Below are 22,114 nucleotides of genomic sequence, written 5' to 3'. Positions count from 1 at the left end.
TATGGCTTTTGATTTAGTCAAATTTAACCAAGAAACCCACCTTGTAATGACCGAGACTATCGCTCAACAAGTGGATAAATTTAACGCACAATCTAACAGCACAATTCAACTGATTGCCAAGCCGTTTAAGGGCGATTTTGATGTAGCGTCATCTTTTAAGGCGATTGCCAACCTTGTACGTCATCGTGATGTGGAAAATGGGCAAAACAACATTTCATCTGCACGATTGACCCAACATAAAAACGTGGCGGTAAAAATCGCAGCAGGTACGCCTGAAATCCTATGGGAGGCAGCACAGTACAACTGGACAATGCAAAACCCACAGCTTGCCGCTATCAAGATTGGTGAACAGCTTGGACGTGCAACCATTGCCGATATGCTAAATACCGCCATTAAGTGCGGTGTATCAGCCATTAAAGGCAATACCGCTCTTGTGGAAGGCGATGGTACAACCGCCCTTGATTTTGCAAGCCTAACCAAAGGGGCTAGCCGTTTTGGCGACCGTTCACAAGCGATTGGAGCGTGGGTAATGCACTCTGGTGCTTTGACAAACCTACAACTAAAAGCACTTGGCAACAACGAGCGACTATTCACTTATGAAAATGTCAGTGTACTGCGAGACCCACAAGGACGCTTGTTTATCATAACCGATTGCCCTGATTTGGTCGATGAAAGCACTAAGCATAACATTTTGGGCTTAACCGAAGGCGGTTTGATTGTCCACAACCAAAACGATTTTAACAGCGTGATTGTGCCAAAAACAGGCACAGAGAACATCACTAATGCTTATCAAGCTGAATGGTCTTATGGTGCATCCGTTAAAGGGTATACGTGGGATATGACCGCAGGCGGTGCAAATCCTAACGCTGGTGCATTGGCAACGCCTACCAACTGGAAAAAGACAGCATCAAGCGACAAAGATACCGCAGGCGTGTTGGTTGTCGCAAAAGCCTAGGGGTAAGGTATGGAGCGTATTTTGTATTTTACCGATGACTTTAGCCAAGAAAATCAAGCCTATGCTAAACAGCATGGGCTTATTATTCGCAACGCCAAAGCCTATGGTGCGGTAGATTATCTTGAACAATGTGATAAAGTTTGTGGGCAAGTGCCAATAGCTTATGAGCATTTGCCAAGATTTGAGCTTGATGATAATGTGTCCGATGACGATACCAAGCCAAAACGCACCCGAAAGCCAAAAGAGGAATAATCTGACCCTTATAGGGGTTTACCCAAATCCTTATAAGGGTATTTTAGGGGGTTTTTATGTTAGATGATTTACCCATTGATACGCCTGATAAAGAGCGTGTGCTGATGGTGGTTAATGCCTATCTCATCAATAAAGGTGTGAAGTTTGTGGGCGATGTGCCAGAGCCTATCAAGCAGGCAGGGCTTGAGCTTGCCCATGCTTTTATGAATGGCGAACTGTTGGCAGGACGCACCGAAGGCGTAGTGACGAGCAAATCATCTAAAGCAGGTGATGTGTCTGTCTCAAAAACCTATGCAGATGGTGAGCAAGGGCAGGCGATGAGCCAAAATGAGCAAATCGCTTTAGCACTTATTGAGCCGTATTTACAACAGCCTTTGGGAATGTTTGGCTTGCCTTTGGTTAGGGTGTGAAATGGGGTTAAAAGCTGAAATTAGTACTGAAATTGCCCAAGCCTTTGATGGCGACTTAAAAGATGTAGCCAAAGACTTCACAGGCAGGCGTGTCATCTTATCTGATGACGATTGGGCGGTTAATGATACCCAAGTACTATCTACCATCAATTACAGCGGTAGGGGCGTTTTTACAGGCTTTCACGCCTATGAGATTGATAACAAGACCATCATGCAAAGCGATGTTAAGCTGATTTGCTTACAAGATGAGCTGACAGAGATACCACAGATTGATGATGAGATTAACGAGATGAAAATCATCAGTATCAGTCATGATCCTGCTGAGGTGAGCTTTACAATTCAGCTAAGGGGCTTTTAATGGGCATTAAATGGAATAAAAAGCTTAGCATTGATCCGATTGCTGATGAGATTGACGCCACTTATCGCAAATTTGCCATTGACTGTTATAACAATGTCATCGCTCTAAGTCCTGTGCGTAAAGGGCGTTACAAAAATGCCCATCATATCAGCATTGGCAGTCCTAGCTATGCCGAGACAGGCGGCGGTGTTGAGCTTGTCTTAGGCATTCCAAAACACACCTACCCACTCATCTACATTCAAAACAACCTGCCCTATGCGTTGCGACTTGAACACGGCTGGTCACAACAAGCCCCAACAGGGGTGTACGGTAATGCCTTTAACAGTGCCATCGCCAATTTGGGTTAATCAAGCTGTCTTTGATATGCACGCACAGCATCCATGATGAGCTGATTTTGGGGAATATTTAAGCGTTTGGATAAGTTTTCTATTAAGCTAATGTCATCAATATGTAGCTTTAAGCCTTTGGTTTTAAAGCCACGCTTAGCATCAGAGTCAGCGGTACGCTGTGTTTGGCTTTTTGGGGTGCTTGTGATTTTTGGCATGGTTTAATCTCCTAGGTTGTGCAGTCGCAAGCCCCACGATGTCGCTGTGAGACTTGCGTTGTGTTGATTAGAGCTTGACTTAACTGCTAGATTTTAGTAAGATAATCAACACAAGGATAATTGCGATTTGTATGAAAGTTTTCATCGCTTTTTCCTTCTGCTAGTGAGTGTACAGTAGCTTGGTTGTTCCAGCAACCTTGCTACCACCTCCAAGACTGATAATACCTTGTCTTGTTGGTGTATATTGTAAGCTAACCAACAAATAAAGTCAATCATTTTCTCTAAAATGTTTGGCTTTTTTATTGCCAAAAAAATGATTGACAAAACAAACCGCCCATCATCAGATAGGCGGTTTTTTATTGGATAAAACAATGAACAGTTTTCACATTGAACAAACAATCCTTGGTCATATCAAAGCCTGGGAGCATTTTGATGATGTCCCCTTAGCCAAAGAAAACCGAAACTTTAAACCCCCTGATGGCATTTGGGGCAGGGTTACAATTTTGGGTGGTGTCAATCAAGTACGCAGTATTAGCAATACGCCTAATATCCTGCAACAAGGCACGCTGGTGATACAGCTGTTTTGCCCACAGGATTTAGGCACGGTTAAGATTAAGATATGGTCGGATAGCCTAGCCCAACATCTAAAAGCAAAACAGTTAGGACGGCTTGAACTATTAGCCCCTAGCATCATCAATGTGCCGTCTAATGACGGTATTTATCAAATAAATGTGAGTGTGCCGTATCGGTACTATTAGGAGATTTTATGAAATTAATCACTGCATCTGTTTTAACAGCCCTACTTACTTCATTTGTTGCCACCCGAACGGTACAAGCAACACCGCTCAACCGTCAAGAATACAATGATTTGCGTGGGTGGCAAGTGCCTGATAATGAAAATCCTAACGATGACGGCTATCTTGTCGTTAATGCAGGTGTGTCCGAACGCAATGTGGACGGCTTTGATGGTTATGTGTCGTGGTTACCCAAACTTGCGTTTGAAGAGCAATATAAAAACGACAATTTAACCTTTGGGCAAGCGGTGGAGTTGTTAAAAGGCGGTAAAAAAGTCGCTCGTAAAGGTTGGAATGGCAAGGGTATGTATTTGTTGCTTGCTACCGACATTGATTTTAAGACTAAGGCTAATTTGTCAGATATGCAGAATGAAAATGGCGAACTGACCGTGCCATCTATCACGATGAAAACAGCAGACAATAAATTTGCAGTCGGTTGGCTTGCCAGTCAAACTGATATGTTGGCAGAAGATTGGGTTGTCGTACAGTAATATTAACAGCCCATAGGGCTTAGGAGTAGAAATTATGTCTAGTGGAGCATTTGTTAAAACGGCGTATGCCAAACAAACAGGCGAAACCCTGCCAAAAACTGGCTGGAAAACCTTACCAAATATCAGTAATGGCTTAACCGTTGCCACAGAGCTTACAAACAGTGAAATGCTGTCAGGCTCACGCATGGCAAAAGCGGGCATGGTAACATCAGCGTCAGTACAAGGCGATATTGAGACCGAGCTTATGTTTGGGGCGTATGATGAATTACTTGCTGCTGCTTTTTGGAGTGAATGGTCAGCAGGTGCTAGCCCTAATACGCTAAGTGTTGGTGCAACAAAACATCAGTTTGCTATAGCCAAGGATTTTAGCGATATTAATGTTAACCATGTCTTTACAGGTTGTGTGGTCTCAAGCTTTGGGCTGAGTGTGGATACATCAAGCCTAATTAAACTAAAATTTGGCATGACAGGCCTAGGCTATCAAGAAAGTAAAACGGAATCATTTGCCAAAACACCGACCGCCCAAGCAGATACCGCTAAGGCAAGCGGTTTGTCTATTGGCGAGATTAAAGTAAATGGCACAAAACTTGATGTGTGTGTTGAAAGCTTTAGTTTTGAGCTTGATAACCAAACAGAAGTACAAAAGTGCTTGGGCGATAATATCTATGGTGGTAATATCTTAGCCATGCTTACCAACATTACAGGCTCTATGACGATTGCTTATAGCCAAAAAGCCCATGAGATGATTAGTAACCAAATGACAGGGGCAACGCTAAGCCTTGAGTTGCCGATTAAGTTTGGTAATAGTAAGTATGTGATTAAAATCCCCAAATTTCAGGTATCAGGCGAAATTCCAAGCCCATCAGGCACGGATTTGGTAACCGTGGATTTGTCTTACACGGTGGTTGATGAAAGCCCAGTCATTGAGAAACATACCGCCTAATCAGTGATAAAACAAAAGCCTAGCTACTGCAAATAGCTAGGCTTTTTTATTAACCCCTTTTGGCAGATAAAAGGAATTAACTTGTGGAATATATTACCATAATTGTGGATTTTATGAAATATTTAATTGAAAAACATGGCTTATTTGTCATTTGGCTGATGGTGGCAAGTCTGATTACGCTTTATAAGCTGGATATGATTTTAACCGCCGTTCATTTGTTTTTTAATTAAGATGGGCAATATTATCCATACGATTCGATAAACTTTAAGGAAAAAATAACATGGCATTTGATTTAACACTATTAAAAAAAGACGCTAAGATTAATGCTAAGCGTGAGATTGAATTTGATGGGCTTGAATTGACGCTTGAAATTCAAGCAAGCGAAGCGTTTAAACGAGCAGCCGCTGAAGTACAAAAGATAGCAAACACGCCCAAAAAGGTAACCAAAGACAGCTTAAAGCGTGATAGCCAAGATGAAATTGGTGAGTACGAAGCCATGCTATTTATCTTAGGTGAGTATTGTATCAGTCAATGGAATGTTACCGCTGATGGTGAGCCATTAGCGGTCAATGGCGATAACTTTTTAATTTTGCTTGACCAAGGTTTTGAAAAAGACAAATTAACACAGTTTATTACCTTGCTATTTGAAACTTATGCCAGCCTTAGCCAAGAATTTGAAGACAACAAGGCAAAACTGGTAAAAAAGTCCATGACTGCTACCAATGGGAAAAAATCAGGGTAACACTTACCCCAAACCGTATTGAGAGCTATCAGCGGTTGGGGATTGATTTACCCACGCCTGCTGTTAGTGATGTGTATGTTGACAATATCTTTATGGTTTTTGCTCTGGCAAACCGAGCAAGGCGATACACCCAAGGCATAGCCCTACCGTTGTCTGTGCGTGATGTTTGTGATGTTTGTGAGCATTATCAAAGCTTATTGCCCAGGGCGTGGCTGTTTGAGCTTATTTTTATGCTTGATGATTTATGGCTTGATGAGTATAACAAAAGCTCTAAGAAAACTTAGGGCTTTATTTCAAAATAATATCTTAACAAACAAGAAAAAATGTTGTAAAGTTATAACTCCGATTAACTAGGGAGTTATTGAATGAAAAAGCTTTTTAAATTTATTTTGATTGGGCTTTCATTTACAGGTTTTGCACACGCACAACCAAAGAAGGATATCGTTTGTGATACTGTATCTTTAATTCTAAATGCCAATAATGACAGTATCAAGCTGTATGCGGATTGGAAGAAGGAAGCCTCTTTCCCCAACCCTGTTAAATCAGACAGGGCGGGATATACCGATTATAAACTCACCTGCCCTAACATCTCAATCACTCAGAATAAAGGCGTTATTGAGATGAAATCAAAGGATTATGAAACACTGTTAAGCCATTTTCCAGATTATCGCAGAAAAATTTCCCTGTTTGACCTGTCGGGATATAGATACCCAAACATCCAAGAAGACCCATATTCTTTCTCGGTTAGTATCAATCTAGAAAATTGGGAAATGAAGGGTGCGTTTCTTCCTGTTAAAGAAGGGGATGAGCTATCTGTTTTGGATATGCCAACATCAGGAGTTGTTGGGTATAGAGTGGACGGCGGTGAGTTAAAACCGCTTATTCACAACTTAAAAGTTCATAGTTATAAGAGTGATTTTGAGCAGGCGAAAAAAATTGAGATTTATGTCAAGGCGGAAAGCAAAGTTGGTGAAGCCAAAACACCTGTGGAAGCCTTGATTATAGACAAATCCAACGGTTCAATCAAAATCCTTAATAAACACAAATTCCCTAGCAATTAGCATGAAAAATAAGGATTTTGGGTTCAGGACTATCATCACAGAACACCCCGATGGTTCTTGGACCATACATAGCGAAGATGATTACCTTGATAACTACTTGGAAGCCCTGGAAGTTAAGAAGTCGGGCGATTTAAGTAAAGCAGTTGAGATGTTAAAAATCTCATGCGAACCGCCAACAATTTACAAGGCTCATTATAAAGAGCTGTTTAAAATCTTTCGGATTTTGAACAAGCAGGATTTAAAAAATGGTTGTTATCAACAAGTCATTGACCGTGTAAATTTGGCACTAAGGTATGATGATGAAATGATAGCCGAGCTATGCCGTCATTGGGGTAGTGTTCATGGAAAAGTCTATGATAAATCTTATTTTGCTAGTGATAGTAATGTCCTAATTTCTGACATTAAGAATTTACTTAAAGCATCAACGGCAATAGATGATAAGATTAATATTAACAAGGCAAAAGACTTAATTATGAATTGGCAGTAAAATCCACTTTACATGGTGGGGCTTTTGTTGTATTATATACTTACTACTAAACTCAAAGCGGTATCAAATCTCGCCCCGAAAGTGCGTGTTTTTTATGCCTATTTTATCCCAAAGTTAATCCGAATTCTTTTTGTGATAAAAACCATTTCAAATCGTCTTATGACGGGTTGAGAGAGCCTAATACAACACCCAGTAATGGGAAATAAGCTCCGCTGTCTTTGAGCAGTAGTTGAAACCTGTCGCTCTATGCGATTTTTACCAACTAAATCTCAAAGGTGTCATCATGACAAATCAAATCCAAACCGTGAATTTTCACAATCAAACCTTAATCACGCTTGAAAAAGACGGTAACCATTATGTTGCCATGAAACCAATTTGCGAAAATATTGGTCTTGATTGGGCTAGCCAATTTACAAGAATAAAGCGTGATGAAGTGTTAAATTCAGTTATTGTTATGATAACAACAACTGGTGCAGACCGTAAAATCTACAAAATGCTATGCCTACCAATCCAATATTTAAATGGTTGGTTATTTGGTGTAGATACAAACCGTGTCAAAGCTGAAATCAAAGAAACGCTCATCACTTACAAAAAAGAATGCTATCAAGCGTTATTTGACTATTGGCATGATGGCGTGGCGATCAATCCAAGACGCCATACGATCAGCGTCGAACAACAAGCTCAAATCCGCCAAGCGGTCGCTCGCCGCTGCCAGTCAAATCGTCGGCATTATCAGACGATTTATAGCGCGCTACATCAAAAATTTAACATTCCACGATATAGCGAGCTTTTGGCAAGTGATTTTGATACCGCCATGTCATTTATCCGCAATTATGGCTTTGACAATCACGGCAATGGCTATGAACAGCTATACATTGCACTGACAGATAGTGTAACTAATATCCGAGCATATCTTAAGCTGATCAAAAGCTTAAAAGAATTGCCATTTATGGATGAGAATGTCGCACAAAAAATGTACCATGACGGGCAAGATACCATCTTAAGAATTGCCAAAATTGCTCAAGCTTTGGATTTGCAAAATACGCAGGGCAAGCCCATGTTTGAGCCAGGTCGCTTAAATTATTATGGTGGCGCTGCCTTGATTTATCGTTAAGAATTAAACAAGTTTTAAAACCCTGCTCATCAGATGGTGAGTGGGGCATTGGTATTTGTTATTGATAAGTAAAACAAATTGTTCAAACCATATCATGCTTGCTATAATATAATTTCAGCGATACTTTTAGTATTGTTATCATCAAGGAGATGGGTGTATGCAAGATAATGCTAAAAAATCAGATGCAACTCACCACTCTGCTCAACTTTTGCGTGATATGTTTAGTTGCCTAAACCAAGCAATGAGCAGGGAAACCGAGAAATTTCACCAAGAGCAAAAAAAGGTAAAAGAGGAGATTAACCGTGGCGCAAGAATTACCAACCACAGAATCTCTCTTTGATTTTTTATATCTTGACAGCATTAAAATTCGCTCGTTTTATGCGCAGCTGACAGGGTTTGGCTCGTTGGCTAGCATTAAGGCAAATAACGCACTTAATAGCAGCTTAGCGAGCGAGGGTGCTTTTGGCGTAAATGCTATGGCAAAGATTGACGCTAAGGTGAACTATGCTACAGGTGAAAATCAATCTAGCGAAAAGACTTATGATGCGACACCAACATTACCTAGGGAAATGATTGATAAGCTAGACGAGTTAGGATTTATCAGTCGAGAACTTGGTGAGAATTCAGCAGGTAATTTGGTGTTATTAAACGGTGTGCTAAGCATTACAGATATAGAAACACTGCAAAATCTACTTGAGCCAACAATGCACTTTGCAACCGAAGAAGAATACAAGCAATTGTATGGTGATAGAAAAAGGCAGGCGGTAAAGAAAAAGCTTGAGGAAAACAAGCCGGTGGTTCAATTAATTAAGGCTATTCCATATGCACTTGAAGCTAGACTAAAAGTCGGTGGAGACATGGTATGGATGACCTTAAATCGTGGAGAAATGGTCGGCAATCCACACGATATCAACCTAAAGCATGGTAAGGTGTTGTTTGGGGAATATTATGTTTTGGGAGTGTTAGACGCCATCCCAAATGATGATATGAATATAGATATGACAACTGGTAGCTTTGGCGATATAATCCTGGAATTGTCTCAGTCGCTCAAAGAAACAATGGGTAGGAATACAAGCAGTTATGGTATCACCCCGATTGCTATCTTTAGAGTAATCCGCACCAATCAACAAGCTAAATAGCACTATATAACTTAAAAAACCAACCGTCCTTTATGGGCGGTTTTTTATTGGGTGAATTTATGTTAAATACATACCGCTTAGACATACAGGTAAATGCCGATAGTGCTAATACCGCCTTGGGAAATCTAAAAGAGCATTTTGATAAGATTGAACAATCAAGCGGTAAGGCAAGCGTTGGTATTGATGGCTTTTCAGACAAAGCGGATAAGGCGTCAAAATCCAGTAAAAAAGCTGGTGATGAAGCTAAAAAAGCAGGTGATGGGACTAAAAAGTTTGGCGATGGTGCTAAAAAAGCAGGTGATGATGTTGACGGCTTAAAGCGTAAAACAGATGGCTTAAAAAATGCTTTTGGCACATTAAAAGGCGTGATGTTTACCACCCTTGCCGTTGCTGGCGTTGGCGGTATCATTGCCACCGCCGATGACATGCAAACCCTTACAAGTCAAATCAAAATTGCCACCACAAGCACCAAAGATTATGCCCATGCAATGAGTGAGATAGAACGCATTGCGATGGGTAATATGGTCAGCCTTGACTCTGTTGGGCAATTGTACGCATCAAACGAGCGGTCATTAAAACAACTTGGCAAAAGCCAAGATGAAGTGATTAAGTTTACCGAAAATATCACAACAGCAATGCGTGTCAGTGGCGGTAGTGCAGAAAGCCAAGCGGCCGCTTTAACCCAGCTTGGGCAAGCGTTGGCGTCAGGGGTGTTGCGTGGTGATGAGTTTAACTCAGTGGCTGAACAAGCTCCCATTTTGATGGATTTAATTGCCAAAGAGATGGGCGTAACATCAAATGCCATCAGAGATCTTGCCAAAGACGGTAAAATCACCGCCGATGTGGTTTATAATGCGGTGGCAAAAGCCACGGACAGTCTGTCCGCCATGTCCGCTAAGATGCCAACCACGGTATCACAAGCCCTACAAGTCATTAAAAACGAGTATAATTATCTTATTGATGACATCATGAACCAAAACAGCATGATGAGCCAAAACATTGCCAATGCCGTCTTATGGGCGGCTGAGCATTTTCGCACGCTGGTCAGTGCGGCAGCGATGGTCGGGGCGGTATGGCTTGGCATCATCGCTAAAAACTCTGCCTTAGTAACATCATTTGTTACACTGACAGGGGCAACTGTGGCAAGCACCAAAGCCAGCGTTGCCAACGCATTTAGCGTACAAGGGCAAATCACGGCTTATCAAGTCCTAGAACTTAAAATACTGTCGCTTAGCACTGGCTTAGGCTTTAAGATTGTGAAGACCATACAGGCCACAACAAATGCGGTTGCCTATGCTCGTTCATTGGTTGGTTTGGCAAAAAGTTTTAATACCGCCACAGCGGCCGCACGACTACACACGCTCGCCCTAGCAGGGGTTACCACCGCTAAACGAAGGGCGATGGGCGTGGGCATTCTTGCCACTCGTACCATCACAGGCTTGGGCGGTGCGTTTATGTCGCTTGGGCGGATCATCACCGCTCACCCCATTCTTGTTTTGACTGCCGTCATTGGGGCGGTCATCGCACGCACTGAAGGACTAAGCGGAGCAATCGAGTCGCTTGGCGATGCGTTTAGTGTGTCAGGTGTGTTGGCAATGGACTTTGTTGGTGGTGTTGTGGACGGACTGGGGACGGCTTGGACAGTAACGGCTAACTACTTTGACAATCTTATTGGCGGTTCGGCTAACGCCACAAGTTTTGCCCAAACTGCCTTTGGGGGATTTTTTGCAGGGACACACAAAGGCTTTGTTGGTGTGCTGCAAATTACCGCTCGTGTGTTTGACCTAGCAGGGGCGAGTGTGGTTACTTTTACGCAGTATGCGTGGAAAAATATCAGCTCGCTCGGTACTGCAATCACCAATGTGTTCAAAGGCATTGGTAATTTTATCGCATTTGTTCTTGAGGGCGTTATTAACGATGTTACAGCTAAAATCAACTTTGTTATTGATGGTGTAAATACCATCTCTGGCAAGGTTGGCGGTGGCACGGTTGCACTGCTTGGACGGGTGCGAATCGGTCGCATGAATTACGGTAGTACTGATTTTGGCTTTGGAGGATTTACCGCCAGCGTCGCCAAAAATAATACTCACTACCTAGAAAACCAAGTGGTCAATGCCTATGACAAAGTGCAAAGCTCTGCCAAACAAGCCCATGATGCCAATCTTGGTTTGGCAGGGTCTATGGCTGATGTGGCAAAGGGTGCAGGCAAAGCCTCAAAAGAGTTGGATGACAATTACAAGTCTCAGCTTGCCGAATGGGAACGAGCTAAATGGGATATGAGTACGCCTTTTATCTCAGAACTTAGCAAGATTGAATTTGAAATCACATCGGTAAGCGGTAAGTTTCATCGTGCCAGCGATGACATGAAAAATAACCTTCGCAAGTTGGCTCGTGAAATGGACATCGCCAAAGCCAATTTTGAGCTACAAGGCACATATACAGAAGCCATGCGTCAAATTCACCTGTCCAATGCTGATGGCAGTAAATACCTAGAAATGGCGTATGATTTACAAGACACCGCCAACGCCCTGCATCTTGCTGACGAAGAGCAGAAAAAGCAGATTTTAAGCACGCTCGCCACCTTAGAAGCTGTTACCAAGGCTCGTGAATTACAAAAGCAAACCAGAGACAGCAGAAATGAGCTTGCCTTACTTGGCGTGGAAGAAGGTATGGCACGAGAGCTTTTCGCCATTGAACAACAGCGTACTGAAACGCTGGGGCAGTACAATCATTTGCTAAAAGATGGACACACTGAGCAATACAAAGTGATAGAAATGGCGGTAAATGCCTTAGAACAAGAACAAAAGAAAATTCTTGTTACCAAAGAATATCACAGCCTTGTTCAGTCTTTAAAAACAGACGAAGAAAAACGGCTTGAAACACTCAAATCCCAGCTCAATGTGCTAACCATGCACAGTCAAGTGATGGGGGCAAATCTTGACATTGAGCGAGCCAAACAGCTCATCAGCCAAACTGTCGGACTTGCCACACCCGCCACCAATCATTATGACGAGTTAAACGCCAAAACAGCAGGTCAGTACGCCAGTCTAGACACAGGATTACAAGCCCTGCTGGATAACGAGCGACTGACCGAAGAAGAGCGAATCAAAATCAAAGAATGGGGAGCGAGTGAGCGAGCCAAAATCGAACAAGCCCATAGCACCGCCATGAATAGCTTGATACTTAGCGACAGCGAAGATATGTTCGGCTCACTTGCCAGCATTGCCAAAGACAGCCTAGGTGAGCAGTCTCGGCTATATCGTGCCATGTTTGCCATGCAACAAGGCTTTGCCATCGCCCAAGCTGGTCTTGCCATGCAGCAGGCCATCAGTAAAGGTCTTGCCAAGGGTTTCCCTGAGGGGCTGGCAGATATGGCGACAGCCGTATCTCATGGGGCGAAGATTGTCAGTGCCATCAAATCGGTGGTCATGCCAGTGGGTCAAGCTCACGACGGCATTATGTCCGTGCCAAAATCAGGTACTTGGAACTTAGAAAAAGGCGAGCGTGTACTGCCACGGCATACTGCTAAAGCCCTGGATGACAAGTTAGCAAGTATGAGCAATGGCGGTGGACAAGTTGTCATTAACCAGCACATCACAATCAACGCAGACGGCTCACACGATGTGAGAGATGATAGCAAAAATCAAATGGGGCAAGCCCTAAAAACGGGCGTTCTTGCCATCGTTCATGGCGAAATGCGACAAGGTGGCTCCATTTATAACTTCGTTAAAAACGGACGATAGGGGGTAAAAAATGAAAACCTTCACTTGGAAAATGAACATGGGAGCGTCCGCCAGTGTTCATCATGCTGTTAGCAAAACCCAATTTGGTGACGGCTATGCCCAGCGTGTCAGTCATGGTATTAACAATCAGCGTATGGACTGGTCAGGGTCAAAAACAGGCGACTGGCAAACGGTCATCTTGCCCATCAAAACCTTTCTTGATGAACACAAAGGTGTGATACCGTTTTTGTGGACAAACCCGCATGGACAAACCAAAAAATATGTCTGTGAAAATTATGAAATCAGTCAGAAAAAAGGCAACTTTTGGGAGATTAGCCTAAAATTTGAACAGGTTTTTTAAACCAAACCGCCCATCTGATGAGCGGTTTTTTAACTCGACGACATTAATGTCGGCGACATACCCACAGCCCTTGTAAATCAAGGGCTTTTTTAGGAGCAAAACAATGAGTGAAACAACTCTAACCGAACTATCACGCACCGAGGCACAGGTATTACAGAGCTTTATCGCACAGGTGGACTTTTGGAAAAACCAACATGGCGATAAAGCTGCCACCATTGAAGTCATCTACTACCCTGAGGATGACGGCTTTGAGGTGGCGAACGGTGAGCCTAACAACGGCGTGCTAAAACGCAATCGCACCACGGCGTTTCGTGCTGACCTTTTAGCGTGGGCGTCCAATCAACTGCGTCAACTGCAAGGCTGGGACAACAGCCAAACGGTCACAGAGTTTAGCTTGTCTTATAAAAATGACCGTTATGGGGTGCGTGCTGCCCTTGCCAGTGAAGCCACAGACAAGGCAGATGATGGGGCTGAACAGGCTGAACAAGATAAGTAAGCTAAGGTAAGTTTAACTTACTGGTTAAACTGATAAGTAATAGCCTAAGTGCTTAGCGTTATGCAGGCACTTGGGCGGATTAATCAAATGAGATTGCCATGAGTTTTAACACAGACATACAACAAACCACTGTACAAGGCTTTATTACCTTGTACGAATTAGACGCACGTAAATTGGGCGGTGAGATTTACCGTTTTCATGGGCATAACGATGGGGTGATTAGATGGCAGGGGCAGGATTTTCATCCCATCGCCATCAAGGCAGACGGTTTGGAGATGCGTTCAGACGGCCGTGCTTCTACCCCTACTTTGATTATTCATAACGACATTGGTGGCATACCCCAAGCCTTACGATTTTTATGCCTAAAGTTCGGTGATTTTGTAGGGGCTAAATTAAAAGTCATTCATACATTAGCAGAATATCTGACCAGTGCTGACGAACAAAACTTGAAAATCCAAAACTGGTACATTGAGCAAAAAACAAGCCAGACCAATGTCACCACCACCTTTGAATTATCAAACCCTGTGGACTTTGAAGGGCAAAAAATCCCTGTGCGTCAAATCACCAGCTACTGCCATTGGGCGGTCTGTGGTCGTTATCGTGGCGAAGAATGTGGCTATATCGGCACCAACCGCTTTACCACAGACGGCAAGCCCACCGACAATCCAGCACTAGACAGATGTGGTGGGCGAATGACCGAATGCAAACTAAGAGATAATGAACAGCGATTTGGCGGATTTCCTGCCGCTGGGTTGGTGGGTTAGTCAAGCGTTTTGGCATACTCAACCAAAGCGATTTTGATTGCCATTGCCTTTGAGCAATCCTTATGAGCCATAATCTGATTTAAGGCATCTAAAACATGAGGCTCAGTATGGCTAATGACAAGTCCGATGCGTGCCAGTGACTTATCAAAATAGTTAGCGGTTGCTTTTTTGCGTGCTTGCGGGCTTGCTTTATCTGCCATAAAAAATCCTTGATTTTTATAAAAATGGTGCTATGATAATGGGTAAGGAGTGGCTAGGCGTTTCCACCTAACCTGCCTTAGTAGCTGCAACTACCTTAGGCTTTTACTGTTAGTAAGCTGGATAGCTTGCAACAGCAGGGCAATGATGATTGTGAGTCTTAGCATTGCCTTTCCTCCTTATGTTACCGCTAGGCTTGTCCTAGCCCAATCAACACCCCTTGTGTTGATGAAATGTATTGTATTACAATATACAAATAAAGTCAATTAATTTCTGCGTTTTTTCGCAAAATTATTTGGCTTTTTTATTTTATAAGCCTTTGAATTATAAACAAATATTCAGCCGTCCAAGTACAACTTGGGCGGTTTTTTATTGGATAAACCATGCGACTAACTAAAAACCTACAACAACAAATCATAACCCATGCTCAGGATGTATATCCTAACGAGTGCTGTGGTGTGATTATTGATGGTCAATACCACCCTTGTACCAATATCGCCCCCAATCCTGCCAATGCGTTTGAGATTGATACTGCCGAATGGGTGGTATTGTCTAACCGTGGCGACATTGAAGCGATTGTCCATAGCCACCCAAACGGTGAACCCTTACCCAGTGAAGTGGATAAGGTGCAAATGGGCTTACATGACATAGATTGGGTGATTGTGGGCTTAGGTCATACACCGACAGGGGCAACATACTGCGACATCAAACGCCATAAGCCTACCACTTATCAAAGCCCACTTTTAGGGCGTGAGTATTATCATGGCGTACAAGATTGCTATAGTCTAGTACAAGACTATTACAGCCGTGAGCTTGACATCACACTGCCAAGCTTTGCACGATCTGATGACTGGTGGGAGGATGAGAACCATGAACCCTTATACGAGAAAAACTTTGCCAAAGCAGGTTTTATCAAGATGCAAGATGAAACCGACTTACAAAAGCACGATGTCATCTTGTGCCGTGTTGGGCGTACCCATCATGTCAATCATGCTTTGATTTATGTGGGCGATGGCAAGTTAAAAAGCGAAACCACGCCTGATTGTGTGGGTAATGCCCTAATTTTGCACCATCCCCATGGCAGTCTTAGCGTGCGTGAGATTTATGGGGACAATTGGCAAAGACGCACGGCGATGGTGGTGCGTCATCAAGCATCAAACCAAACCAACTTGTAACTGCTTACCCAATTTGGCAAAAGCATTGGCAAGGGTGTCAATTTTGGTGGTGTGCGATAAATCCACAAGGCGGGTTAGACTTTGTGGCACAATGCCCATTCTTTTGGCAAGCTCAGCTTGGCTGACATTTTGGGCAATCATTTCGTTAAGCAGTAACACCTTTACCCATACAGACGGTGGCAAGCTAACCAAATGCTCGCCATCTTGTGCTTAGCTTGGCATTGGTACGGCTCGGTTATCTTCAAAATAAAACTCCATGGCGACCATTAAGGCATCTTGTGCCATGTCTAGGGCTTCGTCCGTGGTATCGCCTTGGCTGATGGCTTCTGGAATGTCACGAAAAGTAACGCAAAAGCCGTCTGTATCAGGGGTTAGGGTAACAGGATAGTGCATAAATTCTCTGCCTTTGTGGTTAAAGCAATTACACCTGACGAAATTAGGGCAGCAGGTGAGCAATTTAAATCCCACCCTGAAAACAATGCACCAGCCACCGCAGATAAGCTGATTGCCAATAAAAGCGGTTTTGTTTTATCTGAGCGTAGTCTTAAAAATCTACAGATGATTATTGCCCCCTTGCCAAAGCAATGGCACAGGCAAGCGGTAAGCTGGGCGTAAATGTGCGTTGGGGCGGTGCATGGATGGTCATTACAGGCAAAGCAGGCACGCCACAAGAATGGGTTAAGGCATATCGTGCTGGCGGTTGACGCTTTTTGGATGGGGTACATTTTGAGCTGGTGTAAGCAGAATTAACCCTTTATATTCTAAGCATTCACTTGCCCAATTAACAAACGCTTTATACATTGATAAGCTTGAGCCGTGCGTGTTTTGAGCGTTTTATTTTCGTTTCACACCCAATTTTCGACAAATTCAGGGCTTAAATTGCCTAATGGTTTATGCCAAATATTAGCCAAGCATCCCTCTTGATACTCACCATCAGATAAATAAGGCTTGCACGCTTCAATATGGTCTTTAATATAGCGAGCCGACCAGTCGGATTTTTTCAAATCAATTTTTCACTTCTATTAAATTTAAACTGATTTGTTCACTAATCTTAACCGCCAAAACGCCACCCCCAAACAAAGCACCGCCACACTTGCCAAATATGCCATCTTTTGCCAAACATCTTGAATGGGTACGCCCATCTGATTGAGCTGAATGAACATTTGTACGCCTTGTGTGGTTGGTAGGGCGTGGGCTAATGGTTGTAAAAATTTGGGCATCGCCATCAGTGGGTAAGCAAGCCCTGTTAGCATAAATAATGGCACAGAGCTAAAAATGAGCAACACACCCACCTTAGCACCATCAGCTACCCATGATGCGATTAATAAAGCCACCCCAATAGCACAGCTGACAAAGATGGGGACACCGAGCATCATCCCCCAAAAGTTGCCACCCCTAGGATAATCATGCCACCAAAATACAAAACCAAATAAATAAAAACACGACAAACAGCCAATGGTCAATGCCACCGCATAAATTGCCAAAAAATCACAAGCACTGGCACGCCATAACCTTTGACGATAACCTGCCACAAGCATGGCAAGACCCAGCACGATGGTTTGGTAGACGATGATGGGAGCAACAGCAGGAAAAATATAGCTACCATATCCTGACAGAGGGTTAAATAATGCTGATTGATGGATAAGCTCTGGCATGGGTTTGTGTCTGGTTTGGGTGACTTGTCCTAACTCTTGGATGATGGTTGCTTGTAATGATGATACCAGACCTGCACCGATATTTTGTGTACGCAAAAAATACGCCGAACTCAGATACAGCCCAACCCCGCCTGTTTGACCGTGATGAATGCTTTGGCTAAGATTGTTAGGCAGTAATAAAATCCCATCTGCCTTTGCTGATTGTACCAGCATTTGAGCTTGCCTAAAATCACTCACAACCGCCAAAACATGTATGTTGGGCGTATGGCTTGTGGTGTGGATGATGGCTTGGGTGAGCGGGCTTTGCTCTTCATCAACAATCACAATGGGCAAATCGGCAGGACGCTGAGCTTGATAGGCAAACGGATAAAAAAAACCATAAAACACCACCGACAGCACCATGGTCAAAAAAATAGACCTGTCTTTGATGATATCAAGCCAGATGGTCAGATATTGTTTGATAAATCGTCTCATCAACTGTCATCCTTGGGCGTATTTGGTATGGCTATTAAGGTCTTTTTGATGCGTCTAAGCAGTAATAGGCTACCGATGCCAAAAATCAGCACAAATATCAGCAAAGAGTTAAGGTGTGCTAGGGTGATGATAAATGGACTGCCAATCACCCACTGTTCAACTTGTAGACGGGCAAAGGGGGTAAAGGGGATAATCTGCGACCAAAATTGGGTAAAGCTTGGGGCGTTATTTAGCGGCAGAGTAACCCCTGCAAAACTCATTGATGAGCCGCCATAGACCGCCAAAATGCCATAGCTTTTATTAATGTTTTGAGTTTTAAGTACCACCATCGCCCCAAATAAGGCATAAGCAAGATAAAACAGCAGCTGACCGATAATCAGTACAAATAACGACCCTGCCACAAACCAGCCACGCACCCCAATAAGCCACGCCTGCCATAGCCCATGCCAAAGGCTGATTATCAGCACATACACGCTTATTTTACCAAACAACGCCCCAAAAGGTGAATGACATAACCATTCATGTACGCTGTGTTCATGAAATTCTTGTCCAATGGCGTGGGCAACCAAACAGCACAGTAATAAATGCAGCACCGCAGCGACCAAAAACGGCTCTAAAAAGAATTCATAGCTTAGATTGGGGTTAAACAGCACCGATATTTTGACATGAGGCATGTTGCCAGACAAATGGGGTAAGACACCAGTTAAATGCTTGGTTTGTATAAATTTGGCAATACCGCCTTTGGTGCTTTTAGATAGGGCAGATGAGATGGCACTGCCAATGCTAAAAAATGATTGATTGTAGGCAATGTGAATGCCTGTATTTTCACCACGCACCAAATGATTTTGAGCATCCTTGGGAATGTGTATGTAGCCACCAACATCCAGACGATTGATGGCATGATGAGCATCTTGTACATTATCTAAGATTAGGACGGTTTTAATGGTTTCATTATGATGAATGTGCTGATAAATCAAATGGCTTAATTCACTGTTATCCTCATCAACCAAAGCCACAGGCAGATGATGTGCTTTACCATGATAAAACATGGCTCCAAATAAGACAATGATGACAAGCGGTGCTATCATGACCATCGCCAAATCAAATCGGTTACATGATAAGCGGTTAAGCTCACGCAAAAATGCTTGGCAAAAAGCACGAATAAAGCGAACAATCATGGATATCAGACTTATTTGGATGAAAATTTAAGGCAAAACAGTGATATCAAATATCATACTCATGCCCACTTTTAACCCTTCAATGGGGGTGATGGGTTCAAGTTTGGTTTTAAAGCTATGAATGTCATAACCGCCTGTCTGTCTAGTATTTTTGATGGTGGCAAACTCTCCCTCATCATCGGTATGCACGATTTTAAAATCGGCGGTTTTGTTCAGTGCAGGGATAAAACCAGTTAGCTTGGGCAGGGCATGGACATGACTGTACTGATTTTCTTGGACGCTTATGGTAATGGTAGGGTGGTTGTCAAGCAGGCTCATTACAGGCACCGCTGGCATGACCAGTTCACTGCTTTGAATGTAGATTTTTGAGACCGTGCCATCAATGGGGGCATAAAGCATGGTTTCAGCATCTAGGGCATCGGCTTCGGCAACCGCCGCACGAGCGATTTGGACTTGGGCGTCGGCGGATGATTTTAATTCATCAGTGCGACCACGCTGGGCTTTTAGATACTGCTGCTGTGCTGCTTGGGCAATTTGGGCAGAAGACTGCTTCGCTGCCCTCATCTCATCACGGCGTTGGCGGGAGATGACGCCTTCTTGATACAAATACTCACCACGGCGATAGCTCTCCTCTGCCAGCGTTGCCTGAGCTTTGGCACTTTGCCAATTGGCGTACAGGGTGTCTACATTTTCTTGTCTTGTGCCACGGTCTGTGGACGACTGAAAGGCAAGGGCTGACTGTAACATGGCAGCGGCTTGCTGTTTTTTGGCGTCAATTTCAGGACTGATAAGCTGAACCAAAGGTTCACCCGCCCTGACAGCTTGACCCTCTTTGACATAAATGGCAGCAACACGACTGGGCAGTTTGGTGCTGATGTTCACCGTTTCGCCCTCCACACGCCCTTGAATGCTAAATGTGGCAGGTCCGGTAATCTTTTGTCTGAGATGGGCAATCACCCCCTTTGGCGGCTCATTTGTGCTACCAATGGCGTTAGCTGTTGGCAAGTTTTGCGGTGTGCCATAGCTTTGTATCAAACCAAAAATAATCACCAAAAGCACACTGCCAATGAGTGCCAATAATAAGAATAACGCCAAAGGTCTGGGCTTTGATTTGGCTTGTGTGTGGGGTTTTTGTTTTTTTGGGTGGTTGCCATCGGTATCTGGCTTAACATCGTCGGTCTTATCGGTCATGGTTTTGGGCTGTCAAATGGTTGGGGTTAAGTATGAGCGTTATCAATCACAGTTTATGAGCATCATCCAAAGACAAATAATCATCAAAGTCATCAATTGTCCCTGTGTAATGCAACAGCGTCGCCAGTGCCAAAAGGTAGCGATACGCATTTAGAGCGGTTTCGCTGTCAATCTGTGATAAAGCACTTTGGGCATCAACCACACCTGCCACCGTCCCAAACCCTTCTTGAAAAGACAGCGTCTGGATACGCAAATTTTCTTTGGCGGCTTGACGATTTTGTTGTAGTAGGGCGTGGGTTTTTTGTGCCAGCACCATCTCGCCATAAGCGGTGTGCATGGTGGTTGTGATGTGTTCATTGACTTGTTCATGACCCAATTGGGCTGCTTGTTTTTGTAGGTGTGCTGCCTCAATCTGCTTATCACGGTCAATGCCCAAGAATAGGTTGTAAGAAACCGCCACACCTGCAAACCAATCAGGCTTATCATCTAAGGTATAACGAGCCACGGCCGCAATTTTTGGTTTTTTGGTGGATTGTCTTAGGGCGATATTTTCATCAGCAAGCTGAGTGTCGGTTTTTAGCTTTTGATTTAGCGGTGTGTTTTGGGAATCTTTGAGTAATGCTTGCCAATTGGGGCGATGCTGGGTGTTAATAAACAGCGGTGTGCTTAGCGGTTCAATGTGGGGCAAACCAAGCAAAACAGCAAGTTCATAAATGCTGTTTTGGTGCTGATTTTGGGTGCTTTGATACAGTCTTTGTACCTGATTGCGTGCCACTTCAAATTGCATACGCTGTCCACGACTGATAAAACCTTGCTGTTCTAATTTATAAGCATTATCTACATGTAACTGCATGGCACTAAGCATGTTTTGTTGTGTGTCGGTCAGCTGCTTTTGTAATTGCACATTAAAATAATGGCGAATCAAATTAAGTTTTGCCAAAGAGATGCGTTCTTGTAATCCAAATTTACCACGCTGTGCTTGTAGATTGGCGATATTTTTGCTGCTACTGATTAGGCCACCTGTATAGATGGGCATCGTGGCGGTAATGTTTGGGGTAATGCCATCATGGCGTAGCTTGACATCTTGATGGTCAGGCAGGCGGTCAAGGGCGGTTTGGGTGCTGTCATGCAAAGCATCCAACAGACCATCGGGTGCACTGCCAAAGCGATGGTCAAAATGGGTGTTAATGTGCTGGGCGGTCTGCTCTTTGATATGATCTAAGGGTATGCTGCTGTTTTGTTGCAGTACAAAGGCGTGTGCATTGAGCGATATCCTAGGATAGTGTAATTTTTGTAATGATTCTGCTTGTAAGACATCAGCTTGATACAAGGCATGACTTGCTTGGATGGCAGAGCTGCTGCTCATGAGCTGTTTTTGGGCATCAAGCAAGCTATAATCAGCATCAGCCTGCTGTGCTAACAACAATCCCAAAAGCAAAAAATAGGGCATTTTCATGGTTGAAAAATAAACAAAATTTAAAATCTTATCATAACAAGGCTTGATAATATTATCAATAGCAACCAACTGGCATTTGATGGGCATGTGTATCAAATTTAATGATTGATTTTTTGGGTAAATTATGTATGCATTTTATCATTAAAATATCTTT

28 protein-coding genes and 1 pseudogene are annotated in these 22,114 nt (G+C 43.4%); 21 read left to right on the top strand and 8 right to left on the bottom strand.

The window, feature by feature from the left end:
* The first annotated feature begins 1 nt into the window (after position 1).
* The 5 genes from A4U55_RS07575 to A4U55_RS07555 are packed head-to-tail and all read left to right on the top strand — an operon-like array spanning position 2 to position 2,322.
* Positions 2 to 955 (top strand): major capsid protein, encoded by a 954-nt coding sequence (locus A4U55_RS07575; protein ID WP_063454196.1) that lies wholly within the window; start codon positions 2 to 4, stop codon positions 953 to 955.
* A 9-nt stretch (positions 956 to 964) separates the two neighbouring features.
* Entirely contained in the window at positions 965 to 1,207 is a 243-nt protein-coding gene (locus A4U55_RS07570; protein WP_003658164.1) for a hypothetical protein, read from the top strand.
* A gap of 56 nt (positions 1,208 to 1,263) precedes the next feature.
* Positions 1,264 to 1,617 (top strand): hypothetical protein, encoded by a 354-nt coding sequence (locus A4U55_RS07565; protein ID WP_063454195.1) that lies wholly within the window; start codon positions 1,264 to 1,266, stop codon positions 1,615 to 1,617.
* A 1-nt stretch (position 1,618) separates the two neighbouring features.
* Complete coding sequence (locus A4U55_RS07560; RefSeq protein WP_063454194.1) at positions 1,619 to 1,975, top strand: hypothetical protein; 357 nt, start codon at positions 1,619 to 1,621, stop codon at positions 1,973 to 1,975.
* Positions 1,975 to 2,322, top strand: a complete 348-nt coding sequence (locus A4U55_RS07555; protein ID WP_063454193.1) for an HK97 gp10 family phage protein — start codon at positions 1,975 to 1,977, stop codon at positions 2,320 to 2,322. The genes A4U55_RS07560 and A4U55_RS07555 overlap by 1 nt, the downstream gene beginning before the upstream one ends.
* Here A4U55_RS07555 and A4U55_RS07550 read toward each other — a convergent pair.
* Positions 2,319 to 2,519 carry a hypothetical protein gene (locus tag A4U55_RS07550; RefSeq protein WP_003669653.1) on the bottom strand — a complete coding sequence of 67 codons (201 nt, stop codon included), beginning with the start codon at positions 2,517 to 2,519 and terminating at the stop codon, positions 2,319 to 2,321. The genes A4U55_RS07555 and A4U55_RS07550 overlap by 4 nt on opposite strands.
* Before the next feature lie 371 nt (positions 2,520 to 2,890).
* Between A4U55_RS07550 and A4U55_RS07545 the strand changes: the two genes are divergently transcribed.
* From A4U55_RS07545 to A4U55_RS07480, 14 genes are all read left to right on the top strand, one after another.
* Entirely contained in the window at positions 2,891 to 3,277 is a 387-nt protein-coding gene (locus A4U55_RS07545; protein WP_049166895.1) for a phage tail terminator-like protein, read from the top strand.
* 8 nt (positions 3,278 to 3,285) lie between these two features.
* A complete protein-coding gene (locus A4U55_RS07540) occupies positions 3,286 to 3,804 on the top strand; it encodes a DUF2829 domain-containing protein (RefSeq protein WP_003661873.1) in 519 nt (172 codons plus the stop codon).
* Positions 3,805 to 3,838: 34 nt separating this feature from the next.
* On the top strand, positions 3,839 to 4,747 hold the full coding sequence (locus tag A4U55_RS07535) for a phage tail tube protein (protein WP_063454192.1): 909 nt from the start codon (positions 3,839 to 3,841) through the stop codon (positions 4,745 to 4,747).
* A gap of 280 nt (positions 4,748 to 5,027) precedes the next feature.
* Entirely contained in the window at positions 5,028 to 5,489 is a 462-nt protein-coding gene (locus tag A4U55_RS07530; RefSeq protein WP_063454191.1) for a hypothetical protein, read from the top strand.
* A gap of 35 nt (positions 5,490 to 5,524) precedes the next feature.
* Entirely contained in the window at positions 5,525 to 5,773 is a 249-nt protein-coding gene (locus A4U55_RS07525) for a hypothetical protein (protein ID WP_003665929.1), read from the top strand.
* Between the two features lie 81 nt (positions 5,774 to 5,854).
* Positions 5,855 to 6,550, top strand: a complete 696-nt coding sequence (locus A4U55_RS07520; protein ID WP_051926237.1) for a hypothetical protein — start codon at positions 5,855 to 5,857, stop codon at positions 6,548 to 6,550.
* Position 6,551: 1 nt separating this feature from the next.
* The gene (locus A4U55_RS07515) at positions 6,552 to 7,037 is read left to right on the top strand and encodes a hypothetical protein (RefSeq protein ID WP_051926236.1); all 486 of its coding nucleotides are present in this window, start codon (positions 6,552 to 6,554) and stop codon (positions 7,035 to 7,037) included.
* Positions 7,038 to 7,320: 283 nt separating this feature from the next.
* A complete protein-coding gene (locus tag A4U55_RS09120; protein ID WP_172953025.1) occupies positions 7,321 to 8,151 on the top strand; it encodes a phage antirepressor N-terminal domain-containing protein in 831 nt (276 codons plus the stop codon).
* 157 nt (positions 8,152 to 8,308) lie between these two features.
* Positions 8,309 to 8,491, top strand: a complete 183-nt coding sequence (locus A4U55_RS07505) for a hypothetical protein (protein ID WP_003661679.1) — start codon at positions 8,309 to 8,311, stop codon at positions 8,489 to 8,491.
* Positions 8,454 to 9,290: a DUF6414 family protein gene (locus A4U55_RS07500; RefSeq protein WP_063454190.1), complete on the top strand. Its 837-nt coding sequence runs from the start codon at positions 8,454 to 8,456 to the stop codon at positions 9,288 to 9,290. The genes A4U55_RS07505 and A4U55_RS07500 overlap by 38 nt, the downstream gene beginning before the upstream one ends.
* A gap of 59 nt (positions 9,291 to 9,349) precedes the next feature.
* Positions 9,350 to 13,033: a tape measure protein gene (locus tag A4U55_RS07495; RefSeq protein ID WP_227513444.1), complete on the top strand. Its 3,684-nt coding sequence runs from the start codon at positions 9,350 to 9,352 to the stop codon at positions 13,031 to 13,033.
* 10 nt (positions 13,034 to 13,043) lie between these two features.
* Positions 13,044 to 13,373, top strand: coding sequence for a phage tail protein (locus A4U55_RS07490; protein WP_080534138.1), 330 nt, complete (start codon positions 13,044 to 13,046; stop codon positions 13,371 to 13,373).
* 103 nt (positions 13,374 to 13,476) lie between these two features.
* The gene (locus A4U55_RS07485) at positions 13,477 to 13,869 is read left to right on the top strand and encodes a hypothetical protein (RefSeq protein ID WP_063454188.1); all 393 of its coding nucleotides are present in this window, start codon (positions 13,477 to 13,479) and stop codon (positions 13,867 to 13,869) included.
* Between the two features lie 98 nt (positions 13,870 to 13,967).
* Entirely contained in the window at positions 13,968 to 14,633 is a 666-nt protein-coding gene (locus A4U55_RS07480; protein WP_063454187.1) for a phage minor tail protein L, read from the top strand.
* Here the strand turns inward: A4U55_RS07480 and A4U55_RS07475 are convergent.
* Complete coding sequence (locus A4U55_RS07475; RefSeq protein ID WP_003660029.1) at positions 14,630 to 14,833, bottom strand: hypothetical protein; 204 nt, start codon at positions 14,831 to 14,833, stop codon at positions 14,630 to 14,632. The genes A4U55_RS07480 and A4U55_RS07475 overlap by 4 nt on opposite strands.
* Positions 14,834 to 15,214: 381 nt before the next feature.
* On the opposite strand from A4U55_RS07475, the gene A4U55_RS07470 reads away from it, so the two are divergent.
* On the top strand, positions 15,215 to 16,006 hold the full coding sequence (locus A4U55_RS07470; protein ID WP_063454186.1) for a C40 family peptidase: 792 nt from the start codon (positions 15,215 to 15,217) through the stop codon (positions 16,004 to 16,006).
* Here A4U55_RS07470 and A4U55_RS09360 read toward each other — a convergent pair.
* A pseudogene (locus tag A4U55_RS09360) lies at positions 15,986 to 16,399 on the bottom strand (type II toxin-antitoxin system HicB family antitoxin). The gene A4U55_RS07470 and the pseudogene A4U55_RS09360 overlap by 21 nt on opposite strands.
* Here A4U55_RS09360 and A4U55_RS07460 point away from each other — a divergent pair.
* Positions 16,394 to 16,621: a hypothetical protein gene (locus tag A4U55_RS07460; RefSeq protein WP_003659817.1), complete on the top strand. Its 228-nt coding sequence runs from the start codon at positions 16,394 to 16,396 to the stop codon at positions 16,619 to 16,621. The pseudogene A4U55_RS09360 and the gene A4U55_RS07460 overlap by 6 nt on opposite strands.
* A 230-nt stretch (positions 16,622 to 16,851) precedes the next feature.
* On the opposite strand, the gene A4U55_RS09070 is transcribed toward A4U55_RS07460, so the two are convergent.
* The 5 genes from A4U55_RS09070 to A4U55_RS07440 are packed head-to-tail and all read right to left on the bottom strand — an operon-like array spanning position 16,852 to position 22,047.
* Positions 16,852 to 17,010: a hypothetical protein gene (locus tag A4U55_RS09070; protein ID WP_003668164.1), complete on the bottom strand. Its 159-nt coding sequence runs from the start codon at positions 17,008 to 17,010 to the stop codon at positions 16,852 to 16,854.
* A 24-nt stretch (positions 17,011 to 17,034) separates the two neighbouring features.
* Positions 17,035 to 18,135, bottom strand: coding sequence for an ABC transporter permease (locus A4U55_RS07455; protein WP_063454185.1), 1,101 nt, complete (start codon positions 18,133 to 18,135; stop codon positions 17,035 to 17,037).
* Positions 18,135 to 19,313 carry an ABC transporter permease gene (locus A4U55_RS07450; RefSeq protein WP_063454184.1) on the bottom strand — a complete coding sequence of 393 codons (1,179 nt, stop codon included), beginning with the start codon at positions 19,311 to 19,313 and terminating at the stop codon, positions 18,135 to 18,137. Before A4U55_RS07450 ends, A4U55_RS07455 begins: the two co-directional genes overlap by 1 nt.
* A gap of 27 nt (positions 19,314 to 19,340) precedes the next feature.
* Entirely contained in the window at positions 19,341 to 20,504 is a 1,164-nt protein-coding gene (locus tag A4U55_RS07445) for an HlyD family secretion protein (RefSeq protein WP_063454183.1), read from the bottom strand.
* Between the two features lie 46 nt (positions 20,505 to 20,550).
* On the bottom strand, positions 20,551 to 22,047 hold the full coding sequence (locus A4U55_RS07440; RefSeq protein WP_063454182.1) for a TolC family protein: 1,497 nt from the start codon (positions 22,045 to 22,047) through the stop codon (positions 20,551 to 20,553).
* Between the last annotated feature and the right edge of the window lie 67 nt (positions 22,048 to 22,114).

Origin of the sequence: Moraxella catarrhalis (genome assembly GCF_001632285.1) — a bacterium.
Taxonomy (GTDB): Bacteria; Pseudomonadota; Gammaproteobacteria; order Pseudomonadales; family Moraxellaceae; genus Moraxella; species Moraxella catarrhalis.
This window is presented reverse-complemented; position numbering and strand designations above follow the sequence as displayed.

What these genes read in the sequence shown, in the direction of transcription:
- A4U55_RS07575 (WP_063454196.1), top strand. Translation starts at nt 2, where the DNA reads ATGGCTTTTGATTTAGTCAAATTTAACCAAGAAACCCACCTTGTAATG.
- A4U55_RS07570 (WP_003658164.1), top strand. Translation starts at nt 965, where the DNA reads ATGGAGCGTATTTTGTATTTTACCGATGACTTTAGCCAAGAAAATCAA.
- A4U55_RS07565 (WP_063454195.1), top strand. Translation starts at nt 1,264, where the DNA reads ATGTTAGATGATTTACCCATTGATACGCCTGATAAAGAGCGTGTGCTG.
- A4U55_RS07560 (WP_063454194.1), top strand. Translation starts at nt 1,619, where the DNA reads ATGGGGTTAAAAGCTGAAATTAGTACTGAAATTGCCCAAGCCTTTGAT.
- A4U55_RS07555 (WP_063454193.1), top strand. Translation starts at nt 1,975, where the DNA reads ATGGGCATTAAATGGAATAAAAAGCTTAGCATTGATCCGATTGCTGAT.
- A4U55_RS07550 (WP_003669653.1), bottom strand. Translation starts at nt 2,519, where the DNA reads ATGCCAAAAATCACAAGCACCCCAAAAAGCCAAACACAGCGTACCGCT.
- A4U55_RS07545 (WP_049166895.1), top strand. Translation starts at nt 2,891, where the DNA reads ATGAACAGTTTTCACATTGAACAAACAATCCTTGGTCATATCAAAGCC.
- A4U55_RS07540 (WP_003661873.1), top strand. Translation starts at nt 3,286, where the DNA reads ATGAAATTAATCACTGCATCTGTTTTAACAGCCCTACTTACTTCATTT.
- A4U55_RS07535 (WP_063454192.1), top strand. Translation starts at nt 3,839, where the DNA reads ATGTCTAGTGGAGCATTTGTTAAAACGGCGTATGCCAAACAAACAGGC.
- A4U55_RS07530 (WP_063454191.1), top strand. Translation starts at nt 5,028, where the DNA reads ATGGCATTTGATTTAACACTATTAAAAAAAGACGCTAAGATTAATGCT.
- A4U55_RS07520 (WP_051926237.1), top strand. Translation starts at nt 5,855, where the DNA reads ATGAAAAAGCTTTTTAAATTTATTTTGATTGGGCTTTCATTTACAGGT.
- A4U55_RS07515 (WP_051926236.1), top strand. Translation starts at nt 6,552, where the DNA reads ATGAAAAATAAGGATTTTGGGTTCAGGACTATCATCACAGAACACCCC.
- A4U55_RS09120 (WP_172953025.1), top strand. Translation starts at nt 7,321, where the DNA reads ATGACAAATCAAATCCAAACCGTGAATTTTCACAATCAAACCTTAATC.
- A4U55_RS07505 (WP_003661679.1), top strand. Translation starts at nt 8,309, where the DNA reads ATGCAAGATAATGCTAAAAAATCAGATGCAACTCACCACTCTGCTCAA.
- A4U55_RS07495 (WP_227513444.1), top strand. Translation starts at nt 9,350, where the DNA reads ATGTTAAATACATACCGCTTAGACATACAGGTAAATGCCGATAGTGCT.
- A4U55_RS07490 (WP_080534138.1), top strand. Translation starts at nt 13,044, where the DNA reads ATGAAAACCTTCACTTGGAAAATGAACATGGGAGCGTCCGCCAGTGTT.
- A4U55_RS07485 (WP_063454188.1), top strand. Translation starts at nt 13,477, where the DNA reads ATGAGTGAAACAACTCTAACCGAACTATCACGCACCGAGGCACAGGTA.
- A4U55_RS07480 (WP_063454187.1), top strand. Translation starts at nt 13,968, where the DNA reads ATGAGTTTTAACACAGACATACAACAAACCACTGTACAAGGCTTTATT.
- A4U55_RS07475 (WP_003660029.1), bottom strand. Translation starts at nt 14,833, where the DNA reads ATGGCAGATAAAGCAAGCCCGCAAGCACGCAAAAAAGCAACCGCTAAC.
- A4U55_RS07470 (WP_063454186.1), top strand. Translation starts at nt 15,215, where the DNA reads ATGCGACTAACTAAAAACCTACAACAACAAATCATAACCCATGCTCAG.
- A4U55_RS07455 (WP_063454185.1), bottom strand. Translation starts at nt 18,135, where the DNA reads ATGAGACGATTTATCAAACAATATCTGACCATCTGGCTTGATATCATC.
- A4U55_RS07450 (WP_063454184.1), bottom strand. Translation starts at nt 19,313, where the DNA reads ATGATTGTTCGCTTTATTCGTGCTTTTTGCCAAGCATTTTTGCGTGAG.
- A4U55_RS07445 (WP_063454183.1), bottom strand. Translation starts at nt 20,504, where the DNA reads ATGACCGATAAGACCGACGATGTTAAGCCAGATACCGATGGCAACCAC.
- A4U55_RS07440 (WP_063454182.1), bottom strand. Translation starts at nt 22,047, where the DNA reads ATGCCCATCAAATGCCAGTTGGTTGCTATTGATAATATTATCAAGCCT.